The following is an 18,767-nucleotide window of genomic DNA, read 5'->3' as shown; positions in this document are numbered from 1 at the left end:
ATTCCACCTCTTAGTATTTCAAAATAAACTAACTAAAACGACATATTGATTACATGAATTAGCTAGGGAATGGATCATTAGGATTTAATACTAAATCAGTTCACTATTTATGCTTATCGATAATGTGTCCCAGTGATTTATTCTTAAATATGGCTTATTTTCAATTTCAATGTACAGTTATCTTGACAGTGTTGGCGAATATTACTGCCATTGTTAAATAAACTAAAATGTACTGCTACTACGAATAAAGGGTAATTTTTGTTATCTTAATCACAGTAGGACAAAATCTGTTGTTTGTTATTTACCTGAAGCAGGTTTAAAGCGCAGAACAACAATTAAATATTGATAATTTAATGTCTAAATAGTCGCTGTATTATTTTTAAATAATACAGCGTTATTGTGTGTCCGGATTGTCTATCCGGGGTTTTGATATATTTGAGAGAAAAATGAGAAAGCTGGAACATTTCAATCTGTTATTAATGTTAATTGCATTAGCGGCTGTCGGCCAAATGACACAAACTATTTATGTCCCTGTGATAGCTGAAATAGCGGTGTATTTTAATGAGCCTTCCGGGGCTGTTCAGCAGGTAATGGCCGCTTATTTATTTTCTTATGGTTTTTCACAGTTATTGTATGGTCCGTTGTCCGACCAAATTGGCCGCCGACCTGTTATTTTGTTCGGTTTGACAATTTTCTTATTTTCCACCATCTTGGCGATTTTTGCTCCAACCTTGACGACATTAACAGTTGCCAGCGGTTTACAGGGGCTAGGTACTGGCGTAGCTGGTGTGATGGCGAGGACCATGCCGCGTGATTTATATAAAGGTACTGCGTTGCGCTATGCAAATAGTTTATTAAATATGGGGGTATTAGTTAGCCCATTATTGGCACCCATGTTTGGTGGTATATTAGCCCATTTTTGGGGGTGGCATGCCTGTTATATTTTCCTGTTTATCTTAGGTGCATCAGTGTTATTAAGTATGTACCGTTGGCTACCTGAAACCCGCCCAGTTTCGCCTGAAAAACACAGAATGGTTGATTCATACCGAGCGCTATTATCAAACGGCTCATTTTTATCGTATTTAGCAATGCTGATAGGCGCGTTAGCAGGGATAGCCGTGTTTGAGTCGAGTAGCGGTGTATTAATGGGGGGAGTTTTGGGGTTAAGTAGTATCACAGTGAGCATTTTATTTATTCTGCCGATCCCTGCCGCTTTTTTTGGTGCTTGGTATGCAGGGCGTGAAGGAAAAACCTTTTATCACCTGATGTGGCACGCCGTATTAATTTGCCTGCTGGCAGGTATCATGATGTGGCTACCAAGTTGGTTTGGTATTATGAATACATGGACATTGTTGGTGCCAGCCGCCGTCTTTTTCTTTGGTGCTGGGATGCTATTTCCTTTAGCAACAACGGGGGCAATGGAGCCATTCCCTTATTTAGCGGGTGCTGCCGGAGCGCTGGTAGGGGGATTGCAAAATGTAGGTTCAGGGGTTGCAACATGGATCTCTGCATTGTTACCACAGGATGGGCAGTTTAGCCTTGGGCTTTTAATGTTTTTAACATCCATACTGGTTTTATTGTGTTGGCTGCCATTAGCTAAACGGATGGGTCATACAGAACGAACTGTTTAATGGATAAAATAAAGTGGGAAACGATAGGTTGTCCCACTTTATTTGCAATATTAGGCGGCAGTGCCGTTAGGTTTATTGGGTGATTAGGCGATTAAAGGCGAAACAATTTGCGTAGGTTGTGGCAGTATTGCTCCATGAAAAAGCGATAAGTTATCCTTTTGATCAATTGTTGATAGCAGCGCCGGTTGTTCTGCTATTGAGTTAAATTCGACTGGGCGGTCATAATTTACAAACGCGGTATTTTCTGCCAATTGGTCTATGCTGTTTTGGTAGAGCCAAATTGAGCTAGGAGCCACGTTATCCTGCAAGTGTTGGTCGATATACACTTTGATTCCAACTAATTCTAAGCCCGGGGTACTGTCGATGGTTCCGTTGATAGTCAATATGTCTTGGTCTACAGAAAGATACCAGCGTTCTTTTGGTGTATATTCTTCAATTCTACCCTGCTCATTATAAAGCTGTAGTGTTACCCAATATGTATGTTCGCTATTAGTTAGGCCAAGTTGTTTAATGTTAACCAGTTGATGAATATGTACATCAGATAGTAAGTTTCTTTCTGAGGGGACATTAAGTTGGCGATTAGAAATAAAACGTTTATCTACTTGAATATCAAGGTGGTTAATCGGCTTAAATTCGTGTATGGCCAGTTGTATTTCATCCTCACCAAATGGGTCACTTAATGAAAAATCCTGTTGGTGTAATTGGCCGTTTTCGACCCAGCTAGCGCGTAGTTTACTATGTTTATCAATACGCGATAAATTTACCTGACCCGTCTTAGCATTAACCAAATCATGTTCGGTTGCAGACCAAAACAGCTTAGTGCCACGCCAATAATTATCTAGCTGTAATTTTTCTGGTAGCGTTTGCCCATTACTGTTAAAAAACAAACGATTTGCCAGTGATTCAGGGTTTTTATATTGAAAAATGATTTTTGCTGCATCTTTGTTGCCCGCTTCTTTAACTTCCAGTTTAACCAATTCCCCCTTGTCAGCAATTTTTAAGTTCAATTGGTTATCAAATATAAAAATATCTTTTGTTTCAGAGAGTAAGCCGTGGTGCGTTGCGTAAGTAACTTTGAATGAATAGTCCGAGTAGTCATCATCAAGAGATTTTGTGATGAATTCATCATGAGGGGTATTTATGGTGCTAGCGATCGTTTTGATGATATTCAGCCGACTATAAGGATGAAGGGTACCATCCGTCATTCGCGTAAATTGCCTATGTAGCCAATATATTGGGGTATCACGCTGAATATAGTGTTTAGAGTACTTGTTTTGATGAGCTTTTTGGATGAGAAAATCTTGGATTTTTGCTACGAAATAATCAGAGTGAGGAAGAAAAGCATCGTTATTGGCTAAGAGTTCCATAGACGAGGTGGGGTACATTGCTGGCTTGACCTCAGTAACATCACCGTTAACCGATAGCCGTTTATAGGTAATATACCGTTGCTGTTGTTGGTCATAGGCAATATTTACCCCATTGCTATGCTCCTTAAATGGGTATACTTCTTTATTATTAGTATGCGGTAAGCCTAAGCCATGGCCATATATTTCATGCCATAAAATCCCCGAATCTGCCAATCCCCCGCCATAATTGGGTGAAGCTATCCCCAACAACCAGAAAAAAGCACCATCAGGTATTAAAGGCTCGATAGCGGAGTAATGAAATTCAAAATTGAATGGGGTTAATTTTGCTAATTTGAAGCTATTCATATATGCCCAATGAATCTGTGAAGCGGTAAATTGCGGAATTACTTTGGGGTTATCATATTTAGGGTTTGACAGAATACGGGTGGTAAGGTAGCCATTAATATAAGGGTTTAGTGCTGGGGACTGCGAAACAGCTGGGTAACTATAGAGAGTAAAGTGTTTGATTGGTAGCCTAGCGGCGGCTTCTATCCCCCAACTTAGGGGGGAGTAGGTGTAAGTGCCATGCCCTTGTTGATAAAGGCTAGTAGTATGGATATGTGAGGTTATTGAGTGATTGGGTTTTACGTTTAATTGAAAATTACCATTTTCCTCGGTATAAGGCATAAGAATCGGGGTATTATCGGCTAAAATGCGAATTCTAACCCCCGGTTGTACCCACTCGCTTTTTAATGGGGCGGTATAGCTTTGATGATGCAAATCATTAGCAGGAATACTCATTTTTATGGGAATTGGTAATAACGTTTGCGGTAGCCTTTCGGGGCCCACTAACCTTACTCGGCCTAGTTCTTTTCCCTCCTTTGTGCTGACTATCGCGACAAAATCAGGTGATTTCGCGGAAGATTGACTAGTCACATCGACTTTAACCAATGCCCAACGGTTGGCGGATAAACAGAAATGGGGGGTATCTGGTGCCTGCAGGTGAGTCTGTGCGAGTTGAATATTATGTACTTGCATGTCATGGGGTTTAGGGTGTTTTTTGGGGCTGGGCTCATTATAGATAGGGTCTTGGATGGTAAAGGTTTTTTTCCCAGGGATGGAAACCAGTGGAGGGGCTTCCATTTGTAATTGAACGGATATTGGGGCAGAGATATCCCCATTTTTCATTACGGCAACAAAATCAAATTGCTCTACTCCGTGGTGATTAAAGTGATTATCTGGCTGGTATTGCCATTTCCCGGTTCTCTCATCTAGCAAAACGTCGCCAAATTGTGGTTTTTCAATTAACTGATACTCCACAATGTTTTCATCTGTAGGGAGATCGCCTGTGACGGCACCTACGATGAAAGGGTCTAATGATGATGTTGGGTTTTCAACAATAACAATAGGGAGGATTTGTTCTTGATAACCAAATTGGAGGAGGTCGAGCTTCCGGTTTTGTAAATCAGTAATATTTAACTGATATGTCTTTTTATTCCAGTTGACACGAATGTCACTATCATCAATGTGCTGGTGGATATAGTCTTGCAGGTATTGTGCAAATTGTTCAGGGGAGGTGAATTGGGTTTCTGTCAGTTTAAACTCTTCACGATAAATCTCAGTAATATGGCTATCTTTATCCGTGAGTTTTAGTGAAAGGTGTGTCCAGTTATTAATTTGGTCTTTATCAATGCTAATGGATTGAATAATTGCATTATCTTCTATTTTTTATAAACGGTATTGGGAACATCAACATAGGGAACAGGCACGTTTCTTTTTAATTGAAATTGGGAAATGCAAATACCTTCTCCAACAATTATTATTTGGTTATTTTTATAGCTGACTTTTACTAATGGGTGGGATAATAGACTCAGTTGATGGTTGATCTTATTTTCAATTTCTTGGGCTAATTCAGGCCAAGAAGACCGTGATATTAATGCGATGTCATCTAATTTTAGAATTATATTTTGATGTTCACTGCTAAGGACAATTGAAAAATATTCTGATTGTTGAAGGGTTTCATCTGTTAACTGTATTGAGTTGATCGCTGAATGAGGTAAGGAAACCACTTGTTGGAAGCCATGTGGGTTAAATGACGGTGTATTTTTGTTTGTTTTGGCTATGTCAGTCTTAGATTGGATATAGCTAAAGGCACTTTCTGGAATACGCTCTATTGGTGATTGCCCTGAACGATATAATAAGTCAAATTTAGGTGGTGATGTTTCTGTAATTGTCTTAATGCTAAAATTTATTGTGCCATTTTTATCTATATGCCCAAGGGAGATAGCCTGATGTTCATTCGAAGGTATAATATGAATGTCTCTTGGGCCTATGCTTAATGTCGCGCACTCCTGTAATAATGAAGTATCTAGGTATAAGGTCCAGTCACCTGAATCGGTAAACGTTATTTCCCCGCTATAATTCCAACCAGTTCGGTAAGTCTGTTCGGTAATTACCGAGTTCTGCTGCGAAAAATTGGAAATGATATGGGTATTTTTTTCAATATCATTTTTACCTTTAATTTGGTAAGTGCTAACTAATATTCCTTGTGGCGCATTATTTTCTTTTTCAGTTTTTGCACTGTTTTTATCATTAACATCAATTAATGAAAGCTCATTGATAAATTTTTGCATTGATGGAGAGGGGGGAACATCGTCATTTTCAATGATGAGTAAGCTACCGCCAGTCAATTCGAGGTAATGGCGTAGTAGCTCGACTTGTTTATCATTACTGCTAGATGAAACAACGACCGTATCATAGTGGCGGTGCCATTGCCCACTGGGTAATAAGAGGTCTGCGATTTGGTCTGCGGCACGTGCATCCCCCTCTTGCCATTTAGTTGGTGAATTAGAACTATCAACAAATAAATTATGGCTGGGGTGGAATTCAGAGCCTGAAAATTGAAACTGTTCAACGGTGCTCAGTACATAATTGGGCTTGTTTCCACCGGATAAACGCGGCGAATTCATTAACCAATTGAAAAAAGTAAAAGTAGCTTGGCTGGTGGTAGATTGGCGCGGGTTTTCTTTTAATCCACGAATTAAGTCAGAATCGTTTTTTATTATTGCTACTCGGCTGTTTTGTTTATAATAGCCAAACTGTAGTTTTTTTTGCTGTATTTGTTCTGAAACAAGCGTAGATGTGGTTAGTTTATATAAATAATTTGTAGGTTTCTTGAGGTGTTCCATACCCATTTTCCTTGAAAGAATAAGTAATAATACATGTAGTTCAAGGTGATTTTAGATAAACTCATATGGGCTTTCTAATTTATTATTAGTCTGATTATTGGCTTTCTATTTATTAGCTAATTGGTTTTCCCTGCCTTGTCTCACCATTCGAAAGTCAATAAATTGATTTTCCTCGTTTATTTTCAAAAACTATTCAGTTTACTGGCAAACACAATATATCAGTTAATCGTTTAAGGCAGTGCCGAAGCACCGCCTTAAAAAACAATAAAGTGTTAGTGGCAATAATTAACCACGGTCTTCCCACTCTTGAGCTCGTGCTACTGCTTTTTTCCACCCTTCATATTTGAAATTACGTTCTGTCGTTTCAATACCAGGCTTAAAGACACGCTCAATAGTCGCTTTGCTTTGTAGTTCATCAAGGTCATTCCAGAAACCAACGGCTAACCCTGCAAGATAAGCAGCACCTAATGCTGTACTTTCACGAACCTCTGGGCGTTCAACAGGGGTCCCGAGAATATCCGCTTGAAATTGCATTAGGAAGTTATTGGCGACAGCACCACCGTCAACACGTAGTGCTTTTAAACGTTCGCCAGAGTCTGCTTGCATTGCGTCAAGTACGTCACGAGTCTGGTAGGCGATAGATTCTAGCGTTGCGCGAATAATGTGATTACGGTTAGCACCACGGGTTAAGCCAAAAATTGCTCCTCGCGCATAAGGGTCCCAATAAGGGGCTCCTAACCCTGTAAAAGCAGGAACGACATAGACACCATTACTGTCTTTCACTTTAGTGGCAAAATATTCGGAGTCAGTCGCTTCATCGATTAATTTTAGCTCGTCGCGTAGCCATTGAATGGAAGCGCCCCCGACGAAAACCGCACCTTCAAGTGCATAGTTCACTTCACCTTTCGGACCACATCCTATGGTCGTTAGTAAGCCGTGATTAGAGCGTACCGCGGTTTCTCCGGTATTTAACAGCAAGAAACAGCCTGTTCCATAGGTATTTTTCGCCATGCCAGGCTTGACGCACAGTTGGCCGTACAGCGCCGCCTGTTGGTCACCCGCCATTCCTGAAATTGGGATACGCGTTCCACCTTTCCCCCCAATATTGGTTTGGCCATAAACCTCTGATGATGGACGAACCTCTGGGAGCATGGCGCGTGGAATATTTAGGGCTTTAAGAATTTTATCATCCCATTCTAGGTTGCGGATATTAAACATCATAGTACGGGATGCGTTGGTATAGTCGGTGACGTGGACACGGCCTTGTGTCATTTTCCAAACTAGCCATGTGTCAACGGTTCCAAACAGTAATTCCCCTTTTTCTGCGCGCTCACGAGCTCCTTCTACGTTGTCTAAAATCCATTTAACTTTTGTGCCGGAAAAGTAAGGGTCAACGACAAGGCCTGTGTTTTGGCGAATATATTCTTCTAGATCACGGTCATTTTGTTTGAGATGAGTACAAAAGTCAGCTGTGCGGCGGCATTGCCATACAATCGCATTATAAACAGGCTTACCTGTTGCTTTCTCCCAGACAATAGTCGTTTCTCGTTGATTAGTAATGCCAATTCCAGCGACTTCATCAGTTCGGATATCTGCTTTGGCAAGAACTTCAACTAAGGTCGAACTTTGTGATGCCCAAATTTCCATAGGGTCATGTTCTACCCAGCCTGGCTTAGGATAAATTTGTGTGAATTCACGTTGTGAAATACTAATAATATTTGCATCGTGGTCGAGTACAACCGCTCGTGAACTGGTTGTGCCTTGGTCAAGTGCGACAATATATTTTTTCGCAATAGTGGTTTCTGTCGTCATAATTTAAGCCTGTTCCGAAGATTTGGTGTTTTTAACGGATAACTTTTCTGTTTTGGTCTCTTCTTCACATACCATGCACGGTAGGTGGCGACCAATAAGTTTACGATAGGCGAATGCCCCTAGCAGACCACCAACAATAGGTGCTGTCAATGGTACAAGGAAATACGGTATATCACGGCCACCTGTGAGCGCGATGTCACCCCAGCCTGCAAGATAAGCCACAACTTTCGGCCCAAAATCGCGAGCAGGGTTGAGGGCGAACCCTGTTAGTGCACCAAATGAACCGCCGATAACTGCGATTAAAATACCAATTAATAGTGGAGCAAGTGGGCCACGAGGTACGCCATTACCATCATCAGTTAGCGCCATAATTAAACACACTAAGATGGCAGCAATAACCACTTCAATGAAGAAGGCATGAGGAACGCTGATTTGTGGTGCAGGGTAGGTAGAGAATACCCCTGCGGTAAATAAGCTTTCTTGTGTACCCCTAATAATATGGTGAACTTGGTCGTAATCGAAAAAAACGGGGGAATACATAGAGTAGACTAATGCCGCTGCAAAGAAGCCACCTAGCATTTGTGCGATGATATAAGGGATCACTTTGCGCTTATCAAAACAAGCGAATAGCCATAGTGCAAGGGTCACCGCAGGGTTTAAGTGAGCACCTGAGGTTCCCGCTGTAAGATAAACGGCTAAGGCAACACCGAAGCCCCAGATAATACTGATTTCCCAGAGACCAAGTTGCGCCCCTGCAATCCTAACTGCGGCAACACAGCCTAAACCGAAAAATACTAGCAGTGCAGTGCCTAAAAACTCTGAGATACACTGACCAGTGAGTGATGTAGTCGTCATTTGGCTCATATGTTTCTATCCTACGAAAATGAAAATTATTGTAATGTTTTTTTAGTTAAGACTTTCTAATCGAAAATCATTAGCTGTAAATTTATCGTTAAAGAACATAAACGAGAAATATCGAAATTGAAAAATGTGTGTTACATCACTAAAGCGAAAGAAAACAACCAAAAATAGTGACGAGTTCGACCTTTATGGTGTGATCTGACCAGTATTTTTTATCAATGGTTATTAGTATTCAGATGGAAGGAACTGGACACAGGGGATCATGCTACTTACAATCGTGTAAAAGCAGATAAGGGAGACCTAACAAATGTCATTTGAAGTATTTGAGAAACTCGAGTCCAAAGTTCAACAAGCGATTGATACAATCACGTTGTTACAAATGGAAATTGATGAATTAAAAGATAAAAATGGTGCACTAAGCCAAGAATTAGAAACGACAAAGTCAGGTACTGAGTCTTTAGTGCGAGAAAATGAACAACTCAAACAAGAGCAGCAAGCATGGCAGGAAAGGTTGCGTACTTTGTTAGGGAAGATGGAAGAAGTGTAATTTCTCGTCATACTTCGCGTTGTAGGGGTGTTGGCTTCGTCTCTTCGCCCTAGTCACATACTTATGTATGCTCCTAGGGTCTTATCGACTTTGCCGCCTGCCTACAACACGAATTATTTAGAGAAACGTTCGTCATACTTTGCGTTGTAGGGGGTTGGCTTCGTCTCTTCGCCCTAGTCACATACTTATGTATGCTCTTAGAGTCTTATCGACTTTGTCGCTTACCTACAACACGAATTATTTAGAGAAACTTTCGTCATACCTTGCGTTGTAGAGTATAAAAATAAGGGCTGCAATAATTTGCAGCCCTTATTTTTAGAATTTTTAACGGATTATGCGTCGATATTGTCATCTTCGATAAAACCGTCGTTCTCAGACGAGGTTAATGGCTCTTCAGAAAGAATAATGCCGGTATTATCCGCATACAGATAATCACCAGAGAAGAAGGTGACGCCACCAAAATTGACGCGGACATCACTTTCACCAATGCCCTCATCAGGGCAACCTGCTGGCATAGCGGCAATAGCTTGGATGCCAAGGTCAAGTTCCATTAGTGCATCGACTTGGCGAACCGCGCCATAAATCACGATGCCTTCCCAATGGTTGTCAACAGCAAGCCTTGCTACTTCGGCGTCAATAAGCGCTTTACGGACAGAGCCACCGCCATCAACTAGCAGAATACGGCCGGTACCGTCTTCTTCCAGCAAATCATACAGTAGGCCGTTATCTTCAAAGCACTTAACTGTAATGATTTGACCGCCAAATGAAGTACGCCCACCAAAGTTGGAGAAAAGAGGTTCTACCACATTAACGCTTTCTTGGTATATATCGCAGAGTTCGGAAGTATCATAATTCATAGGATTTAGGTCTTTTTTTGCTGCAAGAGGTAGCCAGTATATCCCTTTTGAACAGTACTTGGCAAAGTTACCCGCCTAAAAATAGGCGGGAAAAGTCAAAAAATAGGCAAATAATGATGATTACTTGCTCATCACCACGCCAATAGAGAATAACACGTTGGTGATCAGTGCCGCTTTTACCATATTTTCAAGTAAAGGACGCATACCTTCTGGTGTGGGGTCGCTAAGAACACGGCGTAAATGGTTCATCAATACTGGCACCGCAAGTAAGAATAGCCAGCCACTCCAACCTTGTAAGTAAATCAGGTTGAAAAACACTAAACATAAAATGGCAACGATAATAATAATTGCGTGGTAAATGCGTGCACCCTGCGGCCCTAAACGCACAGCTAATGTATTTTTACCTGCTTTGATATCATTTTCGATATCACGCATATTATTAATGTTTAATACGGCAACTGATAGCAACCCGCAAGCTGTGGCGGGTAACAGGGTGATGATATTGAAACTATTTGCCTGTAAGTAGTAAGTCCCAATCACGCTTAGCCAGCCAAAGAAGATGAGTACCGATATATCCCCCAGCCCTAAATAGCCATAGGGTTTTTTACCAACAGTGTAGGTAATGGCCGCAACGATGGCAATTAACCCTAGGGCTACGAAACCGATAGCATCTTCGGGTTTTTCACACGCGACAATAATTAACAGTAACCCAGAAATACAGGCCGCCGTAATATTGATTTTTAACGCTTTTTTCATGTCAGCTTGCGTGATAACGCCTTTTTGCATACCACGTAGTGGGCCAATACGCTCTTCGGTATCGGAACCTTTTACAGCATCACCATAATCATTGGCAAGGTTAGATAAAATCTGTAATAGTCCAGCGGTAATAAGGGCTAAAAGCGCCACAGGCCATTTAAAGTTGCCTGTTAAATAGGTTAGAGCGGAGCCTGTGACAATCGCAATCACCCCGAGAGGGAGGGTTTTGGGGCGTAGGCTTTCAATCCAAGCTTGTTTACGGCTTATTGTATTTGGTGAGTTCATTTAATTACTTCACAGGTTCATACTTGTCATATTTCAAATTGTAGTGATCTTGGCTGTACTTTATTGCTCTAGTCACATACTCGTATAGGTTACTTGCTATATTCCAGCTACTTTAGTCACATCGGGCTGATGTTATTTTGGTTTTCTACAATCTGAATTATTTAAAGTCGTGTTCTTAAAAATTTAACTAGCCTATCGCAATGATAAATATTGTTGAATTTCAAAGCAGTAGGATTAATATTTCATAGAAAAAAGTGCAGCGATAAAAGCTGCACTTTAGTCGATGTATATTAAGGATACATGAAAACCTGATAATTAATAAGATTATAAAATAAATCTACTCAGGTCTTCGTCAGCAACCAGTTCGTCTAAGTGTTGTTTGACGTACTCAGCATCGATTTGGATAGTTTGGCCATTACGGTCGCTTGCATCGAAAGAAATATCTTCCATTAAACGTTCAAGTACCGTGTGCAGACGACGAGCACCAATGTTTTCAGTTGATTCATTCACTTGCCATGCTGATTCTGCAATTTTACGGATACCGTCTGCTGTAAATTCAATATTGACGCCTTCAGTTGCCATTAGCGCTTTATATTGCTCAGTTAAGGAGGCATTTGGTTCTGTCAAAATGCGGACAAAATCTTCAGTGGTCAGTGCTTGCAGTTCAACGCGAATAGGTAGACGACCTTGCAGTTCAGGGATTAGATCTGATGGGCTAGATACTTGGAATGCACCTGATGCAATAAAGAGAATGTGGTCGGTTTTTACCATACCGTGCTTAGTCGAAATGGTACAGCCTTCGATTAATGGTAATAAGTCACGCTGAACCCCTTCACGGGATACGTCTGGACCTGAGCTTTGACCGCCACGTTTACAGATTTTGTCGAATTCATCGATAAACACGATACCGTTTTGCTCTACGGCTTCAATAGCTTGTTCTTTTAGCTCTTCTGGGTTAACTAATTTAGCGGCTTCTTCTTCCACTAATAGTTTAAACGCCTCTTTGATTTTCATCTTACGAGGCTTTTGTTTTTGACCCGCTAAATTTTGGAACATGGATTGTAACTGGTTAGTCATTTCTTCCATGCCCGGAGGCGCCATGATCTCAACCCCCATTGGGGTGGCCGCAACTTCAATCTCAATTTCTTTATCGTCTAACTGGCCTTCACGTAATTTTTTACGGAATGTTTGACGCGCAGGTGATTGTTCATCAGTGGGTTCAGATTGACCCCAATTGTTTTTTGCCGGTGGGATCAACACATCTAAAATACGCTCTTCGGCCATTTCTTCTGCACGATAGCGGTTTTTTTCGATAGATTGTAAACGCACCATTTTGACGGCAGAATCAGTCAAATCACGAATAATAGAGTCAACTTCTTTACCCACATAACCGACTTCTGTAAATTTTGTCGCTTCAACTTTGATAAACGGTGCATTCGCTAATTTTGCTAAGCGGCGAGCAATTTCAGTTTTACCTACCCCTGTTGGGCCAATCATCAGAATATTTTTTGGGGTAACTTCATGGCGTAACACTTCATTTAACTGCATACGGCGCCAGCGGTTACGCAGAGCAATTGCTACAGAGCGTTTGGCTTTGTTTTGGCCAATAATATGATTGTCGAGTTCGCTGACAATTTCGCGTGGAGTCATTTCGGACATGCTAGCAATCCTTATGATTTTGAAGAAATTTCTTCAAAGTTGACATTGTGGTTGGTGTAAATACAGATGTCGCCAGCAATGGCGAGTGCTTTTTCGGCAATTTCTTTTGCGCTCAAGTCTGTATTTTCTAACAGTGCACGTGCTGCTGATTGCGCGTATGGACCACCGGAACCTATGGCAATTAAGTCATTTTCAGGTTGTACCACGTCACCATTACCCGTAATGATAAGCGAGGTGTGTTCATCTGCGACAGCGAGCAACGCTTCTAGCTTGCGTAGCATACGGTCTGTACGCCAATCTTTTGCAAGCTCAACGGCCGCTTTAGTTAAATGGCCTTGGTGCAGTTCGAGTTTACGCTCAAACAGTTCAAAAAGTGTGAATGCATCTGCGGTGCCACCGGCAAATCCGGCAATGACTTTGTCATTGTATAAGCGGCGAACTTTGCGGACATTGCCTTTCATGACGGTATTACCCATCGTCGCCTGTCCATCACCACCAATTACGACCTGGCCATTACGGCGAACACTTACGATTGTTGTCATGAGTTAGCCCCTGGTTTTATTACAAAAAGAATGCAGCTGGTTTTAATTTCCAAAAGATAAAATTCAAGTGGTAGCTGTTTAATTAGCTAGCACTTGAATTGTGTTGAAGATAAAAACAACCGCTCATGAGTACATTAAAACAGTACATGGGGTGGGAGGTTAGGATTTTCAACCCCCTGAAGCACGAAGAATGCAACCTGATACACCGACACCTGCTGCTCGGTCACGCATTTTCTCTGCGGTTGACTTGGAATAAGGGCCTAATACGATACGGTGCCAGCCACCGCCACTAGAGATACGGCTTTCAATACCTGAAAAGGCGAGTGTTGCTTGTACCGACTCTGCTTGTTCTGCTGTACGGAATGACCCGCATTGAACTAACATATTTTGCAGATTATTCGCTGGTTTTTTATCCGGTACATTTTGTGACGATGAGGGCGGTGCCGCTGGTCGAGATTCTACTTTCGGTTCGTTATTCACAACAGGCTTACGTTGAACTGGCTCTATAGGTTGAGCCGGTTCATTGATAATGACCTGAGACCGCGGCACTGGTTTACCGTTAGCAGGGATTTCTTGTAAGTTAGTTACCGGTTGGCGCCGGTCAGAATCGATTTGCTCTAATAATTGACGTTGTTCAGGTGTTAAATCTGATGGACGCAGAATATTAGTACCGGTATTAGGCTGCTGAGAGCTTGGTATATCAACACCGCGGCGCTCGAGTTCTTTAATATAGCGCCAGCGCTCTTCAGGTTTGGGCGGAAGTGTGCTGCCCGTAGGTGCAGTTGGTACGACAGATTGTGGTGGTAGGGTATCCTTTTTATTTTGGGTGATATAAAACAGGCCACCAACGAATAGCACGACAATCACCACAGCAACGACCAAAGTAGTCATTGGCAGTCCCTGTGCTTTTTTCGATTTACCTTTGCCTTTTTTACGAGCGGATGAGCGCCCTCGAGCTACATAATCTTTTTGTGCCACGCTATTAATTCACTAATTATTAATTGTTGTCGTCATTTGGCTTAACATGTTACTTAACCTGAGTGGCTTTGACTAGGGGCTGTTCATCTTTGCTGATGATTTTTACAGCGCGTTTTGGTGTTAAAACCAGCTACATGGTTAGGTTTAGTACAACCATGCTCGGTAAGCTACATAATTCAGAAAAATAGACCTTCGGGTTCGATTAAATGTAATTTTTCTCTGTGTTAAGCACTTCTTGCCTAGGTGACTGTGACTAGACGGTGAATCGCTCGCCTTGAGCAAAATACATTTAATACGAATAAAAATGTACCATTAAAGTTCAATAACCCCTAGCTTTTAGGCGCTTTTGTACTCTCTCTAATGATTAAATCAGAATCTAGGAGACGAGACCCTGGGGTGACATTGTTACCGTGGATCTGTTCTAGTAACAGTTGCATAGCATGATGGCCGATTTCAGTACGCGGTTGGTCGATAGTCGTTAATGCGGGTAAAGTGTATTTTGCTTGTTCTAAGTTATCAAAACCAACGAAAGAAAGGTCATCTGGGAGTTGTAACCCCATTTTCTTCGCTTGCCACATAGCCCCTATGGCCATGATATCACTGTGACAAAAAACGGCAGTTGGGGGTTCAGGAAGTGAAAGTAACGTTTTCATGGCTTCTGCGCCACCTTCGTGCGTAAAATCGCCGCGAATAATATAGTTTTCGCGTAACTTTTCGCCAGTACGCAACATCGCCTTTTTATAACCTTCTAACCGATACTCACTCAACGGCATATGAGAGGGACCTGCGATACAAGCAATCAGCCGGTGGCCTTGCTTTTGTAGGTAATGGGTCGCGTTAAATGCTGCCGTAAGGTTATCAATATGAACGGTAGGGAGCTTTAATTCAGGGGCAAACTCATTCGCCATAACAATTGGCGGTAGGTTTTTTTGTTCTTCAGTGGAGACATCAAAGGGGATATTAGAGCCGAGTAATACCATACCATCGATTTGTTTGGTAATAATCAGGTTAATAAAGGCATTTTCTTGTTTTTGTTGATGTTTGCAATCACCAATTAGCACAAAATAGCCTTCTTGTGCTGCAATTTCTTCGATACCACAAACCACGTCGCTAAAGAAAGGGTCACGGATATTCGGAACGAGTACAAGAATAGTTTTTGATTCATTGCGCTTATAACTTCTAGCAAGGTTGTGGGGGTAATAGCCAACATCCATCACGGCTTGCTCGACCTTTTGCCTTGTCTGCAAAGAAACCTTTTCTGGGTTCATCAAGGTTCTAGAGACTGTCGCTGTCGAAACGCCCGCAGCACTGGCAACGTCTTTCATTGTTGCCGTATTATTGTGTTTTTTACTTTCCACAACGCCTTCCTTAGATTGATTTAATCGTTTGCTTTTTTTTGAATGGCGAAAGCACGTCATTATTTATGATTAGAAGTTATTCTAATTGGTTTCACAATAATATCTGTTACCTAGTTTGCATAAAAAGTGTGACTTACGTCATTTTTTAGAGCTGCTTCGCAAATTTAAAAAAAATTTGAGAGGAAATTCCTAAAAATCGGCTGTTGAAACACAGAGATATCTAGAGATACTTTGTTCATGAGTATTCAAATTATTAATTTAAGGAATGAGGTTAGCAATCAGTCGGGTCGACGTCCACATTCCATTTTACTTTACGGCTTTCTGGCTGCTGAAGGATTTCAGGCAGTAGTTTTGCCATAAATTGCTGCAAATATAACCGTGAAGGGTGTTGGAGCAATAATTGCCAGCGGAATCGTCCACCTCGTTTGGCTTGAATCGACGGCGATGGCCCTAAAATCCACAGTTTAGCGTCACTTTGCGGGTGCTCTGCGATATATTGCCGTACATTTTGCAAAAAAAGGCGTGAATCTTGGTTATTGTGATCTTCGGAGCGGATCAAAATATGGTTAGTGTAAGGTGGTAACATGGCGATACGGCGCTCTTCCATTGCCTCTTTTGTGAAAGCGTCATAGCCGTTTTCAAGTAAATTGAGTAGCAGAGGGTGCTCTGGGTGGTGAGTCTGTAAAAAAACGTCCCCTTGCTTACCAGCTCGACCCGCACGGCCTGAAACTTGTACATATAATTGGGCAAAACGCTCAGCCGCACGAAAGTCACTCGAAAACAGTGCGCCGTCAACGTCTAATAGCGCGACTAAGGTAACATCTGGAAAATGGTGGCCCTTAGCTAACATTTGCGTGCCGATAAGGACCCTTGCCCCACCTTCGTGAACTTGGTTTAAATGTTGCTCAAGTTCGCCTTTACGACTAGTAGTATCACGGTCAATACGGGTCACTGGCGTGTCAGGGAAAAGCTCCGATATCCCCTCTTCAAGTTGCTCTGTTCCCATACCTACGGGCACCAAGTGGGTTGACCCACATTGTGGGCATTGGCGAGGGATCGGGCGTTGGCTGTCGCAGTGATGACAACGTAATTGGTGAAAATTCTGATGTAAGGTGTAGTAATGATCACAGCGTTGGCACTCGGCAATCCAGCCACATTCATGGCAAATCAGTGCCGGGGAATAGCCCCGACGATTTAAAAATAAAATCACCTGATTATTTTTCGCTAAATGTTCTTTAATATGTTGGATTAGTAAGTGTGATAGGCCATATTTTAAGGGTTGGCCTTTTAAGTCAATTAGATGTTGTACTGCAGGGTGAGCATTCCCAGCCCGAATAGTGAGGTTTAATTGACGATACTTATTTTGTTGAACATTAAAAAGGGTTTCCAGTGACGGTGTTGCGGTCCCCATCACAATCGGAATATTATTTTTTTTGGCGCGAAAGACCGCGAGGTCTCGAGCATGGTAACGCCAGCCATCCTGTTGCTTATAAGAGCTATCATGCTCTTCATCGATAATGATGATGCCTAAGTGGGCAAATGGGGTAAATAGGGCAGAACGAGTGCCAATAATAATTGCATTTTGCCCTTGTTTAGCTCGTAGCCAAACGGCTAAACGTTCACTGTCATTTAACCCCGAATGTAGAACATCTACAGGGGCATTGAAACGCTCACGAAAACGGCTAATGGTTTGTGGGGTTAAGCCAATTTCGGGAACGAGAACTAAAGCCTGTTTACCTTGGGAAAGCACATTTTCTAATACGCTTAAATAGACCTCTGTTTTACCGGAACCTGTGATCCCAGCAAGCAGCCATGGTGAGAACTCGTCATCTTGTGCACGGATCGCTCCGACCGCGGTGGCCTGTTCGCTGTTAAGGCGTAGCCTTTCGCCACATATTGTAAAGTTAGGTTGCCATTTTTCCGCAGTAGGCTGAACAGGGTGTAGTTCTATATAGCTTTTCTTTTTTAAGGCTTGTAAGGCACTTTCGCTGATTTCAAGTTCATTGACCTGATGGCGATACACAGACCGGCGACGTAAAAGGGCGAGTGCTTGCTGCTGCTTAGGTGAACGTTTTAGCTCATTAAGGTCAACCGCAAGGCCTAACTCAGTAACTTGCCATTGCCAAATAGGGGTGAATTCTGCGGCTTTACCTTGGCGCAGTAATGTCGGTAGAGCGTGGAAAAGAACCTCACCAATTGGGTAATGGTAATATTGGGCAGACCATAATAATAATTGCCAAACATCGTCAGGAAATAGAGTTTGCTGGTCAAGAACCAGTTCGATAGCTTTGAGCTTGTCTTCAGCAAATTCACTTTTATCGCTATGTTTAACCACAACCCCCAGTGCTTGGCGCTTGCCAAACGGCACCATGACACGGCTCCCAATGACGGGAAGCGCCATGTTATCAGGGAGGCGATAATCAAATGTGCGATTTAAAGGAACAGGTAATGCCACCTGAACGACGATCATAGCTGGATTTCCGTCTGTTTTTTATGCGATGATAATAATAAGAGCGGACTAGAGTAACACAAAATTTACTCGGTTTTCATTGCGTGATAAACAGAATTTCTGTATGATCCGCCGCCTTTGGTAGTTATTTTTGCCAATAATATTAAATTCAATCAACACGACGTGTGGTGTCCGGCGTTAGGGCTGGAATGGCGACACGGCCTTAATAGAGGTTCTCCCATGAAAAAAGGTATTCATCCTAAATACGAAGAAGTTACTGCAACTTGTTCTTGCGGTAATGTTATGAAAATTAATTCAACTGCTGGTCACTCGCTGAACCTGGACGTTTGTGGTAATTGCCACCCGTTCTATACTGGTAAACAGCGTGATGTTGCGACTGGTGGTCGTGTTGATCGCTTTAACCAACGTTTCAGCATCCCAGGTTCTAAAAAATAATCGAACTTGTGAAATGCAAAAAAAAGGGAAAATATATTTTCC

The 18,767-nt window shown here is 42.0% G+C and carries 14 protein-coding genes; 3 read left to right on the top strand and 11 right to left on the bottom strand.

Translation table 11 applies throughout. From position 1 onward, the window contains the following. The first annotated feature begins 446 nt into the window (after nucleotides 1-446). A complete protein-coding gene (gene emrD, locus RB151_RS21525) occupies nucleotides 447-1,631 on the top strand; it encodes a multidrug efflux MFS transporter EmrD (protein WP_048605741.1) in 1,185 nt (394 codons plus the stop codon). 83 nt (nucleotides 1,632-1,714) lie between these two features. Here the strand turns inward: emrD and RB151_RS21520 are convergent, their stop codons facing one another. From RB151_RS21520 to RB151_RS21505, 4 genes are all read right to left on the bottom strand, one after another. Next, nucleotides 1,715-4,297 carry a hypothetical protein gene (locus RB151_RS21520; protein WP_071548722.1) on the bottom strand — a complete coding sequence of 861 codons (2,583 nt, stop codon included), beginning with the start codon at nucleotides 4,295-4,297 and terminating at the stop codon, nucleotides 1,715-1,717. Between the two features lie 401 nt (nucleotides 4,298-4,698). Further along, entirely contained in the window at nucleotides 4,699-6,165 is a 1,467-nt protein-coding gene (locus tag RB151_RS21515) for a hypothetical protein (RefSeq protein ID WP_071548721.1), read from the bottom strand. Nucleotides 6,166-6,450: 285 nt separating this feature from the next. Beyond that, nucleotides 6,451-7,977, bottom strand: a complete 1,527-nt coding sequence (gene glpK / locus RB151_RS21510; protein WP_042846678.1) for a glycerol kinase GlpK — start codon at nucleotides 7,975-7,977, stop codon at nucleotides 6,451-6,453. Between the two features lie 3 nt (nucleotides 7,978-7,980). After that, nucleotides 7,981-8,841 carry an MIP/aquaporin family protein gene (locus RB151_RS21505; protein ID WP_042846677.1) on the bottom strand — a complete coding sequence of 287 codons (861 nt, stop codon included), beginning with the start codon at nucleotides 8,839-8,841 and terminating at the stop codon, nucleotides 7,981-7,983. 304 nt (nucleotides 8,842-9,145) lie between these two features. Between RB151_RS21505 and zapB the strand changes: the two genes are divergently transcribed. Then, the gene (gene zapB, locus RB151_RS21500) at nucleotides 9,146-9,385 is read left to right on the top strand and encodes a cell division protein ZapB (protein WP_042846676.1); all 240 of its coding nucleotides are present in this window, start codon (nucleotides 9,146-9,148) and stop codon (nucleotides 9,383-9,385) included. 332 nt (nucleotides 9,386-9,717) lie between these two features. Here zapB and rraA read toward each other — a convergent pair whose 3' ends face one another. From rraA to priA, 7 genes are all read right to left on the bottom strand, one after another. Then, nucleotides 9,718-10,242: a ribonuclease E activity regulator RraA gene (gene rraA, locus RB151_RS21495; RefSeq protein ID WP_042846675.1), complete on the bottom strand. Its 525-nt coding sequence runs from the start codon at nucleotides 10,240-10,242 to the stop codon at nucleotides 9,718-9,720. Between the two features lie 120 nt (nucleotides 10,243-10,362). After that, nucleotides 10,363-11,283: a 1,4-dihydroxy-2-naphthoate polyprenyltransferase gene (locus RB151_RS21490; protein WP_042846674.1), complete on the bottom strand. Its 921-nt coding sequence runs from the start codon at nucleotides 11,281-11,283 to the stop codon at nucleotides 10,363-10,365. Nucleotides 11,284-11,607: 324 nt separating this feature from the next. Further along, the gene (gene hslU / locus RB151_RS21485) at nucleotides 11,608-12,942 is read right to left on the bottom strand and encodes an HslU--HslV peptidase ATPase subunit (protein ID WP_042846673.1); all 1,335 of its coding nucleotides are present in this window, start codon (nucleotides 12,940-12,942) and stop codon (nucleotides 11,608-11,610) included. An 11-nt stretch (nucleotides 12,943-12,953) separates the two neighbouring features. Further along, nucleotides 12,954-13,484, bottom strand: a complete 531-nt coding sequence (hslV, locus tag RB151_RS21480) for an ATP-dependent protease subunit HslV (protein ID WP_004265304.1) — start codon at nucleotides 13,482-13,484, stop codon at nucleotides 12,954-12,956. 168 nt (nucleotides 13,485-13,652) lie between these two features. Continuing rightward, nucleotides 13,653-14,462 (bottom strand): cell division protein FtsN, encoded by an 810-nt coding sequence (gene ftsN, locus RB151_RS21475; protein WP_042846672.1) that lies wholly within the window; start codon nucleotides 14,460-14,462, stop codon nucleotides 13,653-13,655. Nucleotides 14,463-14,791: 329 nt separating this feature from the next. Continuing rightward, nucleotides 14,792-15,820: a DNA-binding transcriptional regulator CytR gene (gene cytR / locus RB151_RS21470; RefSeq protein ID WP_042846671.1), complete on the bottom strand. Its 1,029-nt coding sequence runs from the start codon at nucleotides 15,818-15,820 to the stop codon at nucleotides 14,792-14,794. Nucleotides 15,821-16,091: 271 nt separating this feature from the next. Continuing rightward, entirely contained in the window at nucleotides 16,092-18,290 is a 2,199-nt protein-coding gene (gene priA / locus RB151_RS21465) for a primosomal protein N' (protein ID WP_042846670.1), read from the bottom strand. A 219-nt stretch (nucleotides 18,291-18,509) separates the two neighbouring features. On the opposite strand from priA, the gene rpmE reads away from it, so the two are divergent. Then, nucleotides 18,510-18,725, top strand: coding sequence for a 50S ribosomal protein L31 (gene rpmE, locus RB151_RS21460; RefSeq protein WP_004265313.1), 216 nt, complete (start codon nucleotides 18,510-18,512; stop codon nucleotides 18,723-18,725). The last annotated feature ends 42 nt before the right edge of the window (nucleotides 18,726-18,767 follow it).

This window comes from Providencia rettgeri (assembly GCF_001874625.1).
Classification (GTDB): Bacteria; Pseudomonadota; Gammaproteobacteria; order Enterobacterales; family Enterobacteriaceae; genus Providencia; species Providencia huashanensis.
This window is presented reverse-complemented; position numbering and strand designations above follow the sequence as displayed.

Bases quoted from the DNA above. Each gene is read 5' to 3' on its own strand.
- emrD (WP_048605741.1), top strand. From the start codon at position 447: ATGAGAAAGCTGGAACATTTCAATCTGTTATTAATGTTAATTGCATTA.
- RB151_RS21515 (WP_071548721.1), bottom strand. From the start codon at position 6,165: ATGGAACACCTCAAGAAACCTACAAATTATTTATATAAACTAACCACA.
- glpK (WP_042846678.1), bottom strand. From the start codon at position 7,977: ATGACGACAGAAACCACTATTGCGAAAAAATATATTGTCGCACTTGAC.
- RB151_RS21505 (WP_042846677.1), bottom strand. From the start codon at position 8,841: ATGAGCCAAATGACGACTACATCACTCACTGGTCAGTGTATCTCAGAG.
- zapB (WP_042846676.1), top strand. From the start codon at position 9,146: ATGTCATTTGAAGTATTTGAGAAACTCGAGTCCAAAGTTCAACAAGCG.
- rraA (WP_042846675.1), bottom strand. From the start codon at position 10,242: ATGAATTATGATACTTCCGAACTCTGCGATATATACCAAGAAAGCGTT.
- RB151_RS21490 (WP_042846674.1), bottom strand. From the start codon at position 11,283: ATGAACTCACCAAATACAATAAGCCGTAAACAAGCTTGGATTGAAAGC.
- hslU (WP_042846673.1), bottom strand. From the start codon at position 12,942: ATGTCCGAAATGACTCCACGCGAAATTGTCAGCGAACTCGACAATCAT.
- hslV (WP_004265304.1), bottom strand. From the start codon at position 13,484: ATGACAACAATCGTAAGTGTTCGCCGTAATGGCCAGGTCGTAATTGGT.
- priA (WP_042846670.1), bottom strand. From the start codon at position 18,290: ATGATCGTCGTTCAGGTGGCATTACCTGTTCCTTTAAATCGCACATTT.
- rpmE (WP_004265313.1), top strand. From the start codon at position 18,510: ATGAAAAAAGGTATTCATCCTAAATACGAAGAAGTTACTGCAACTTGT.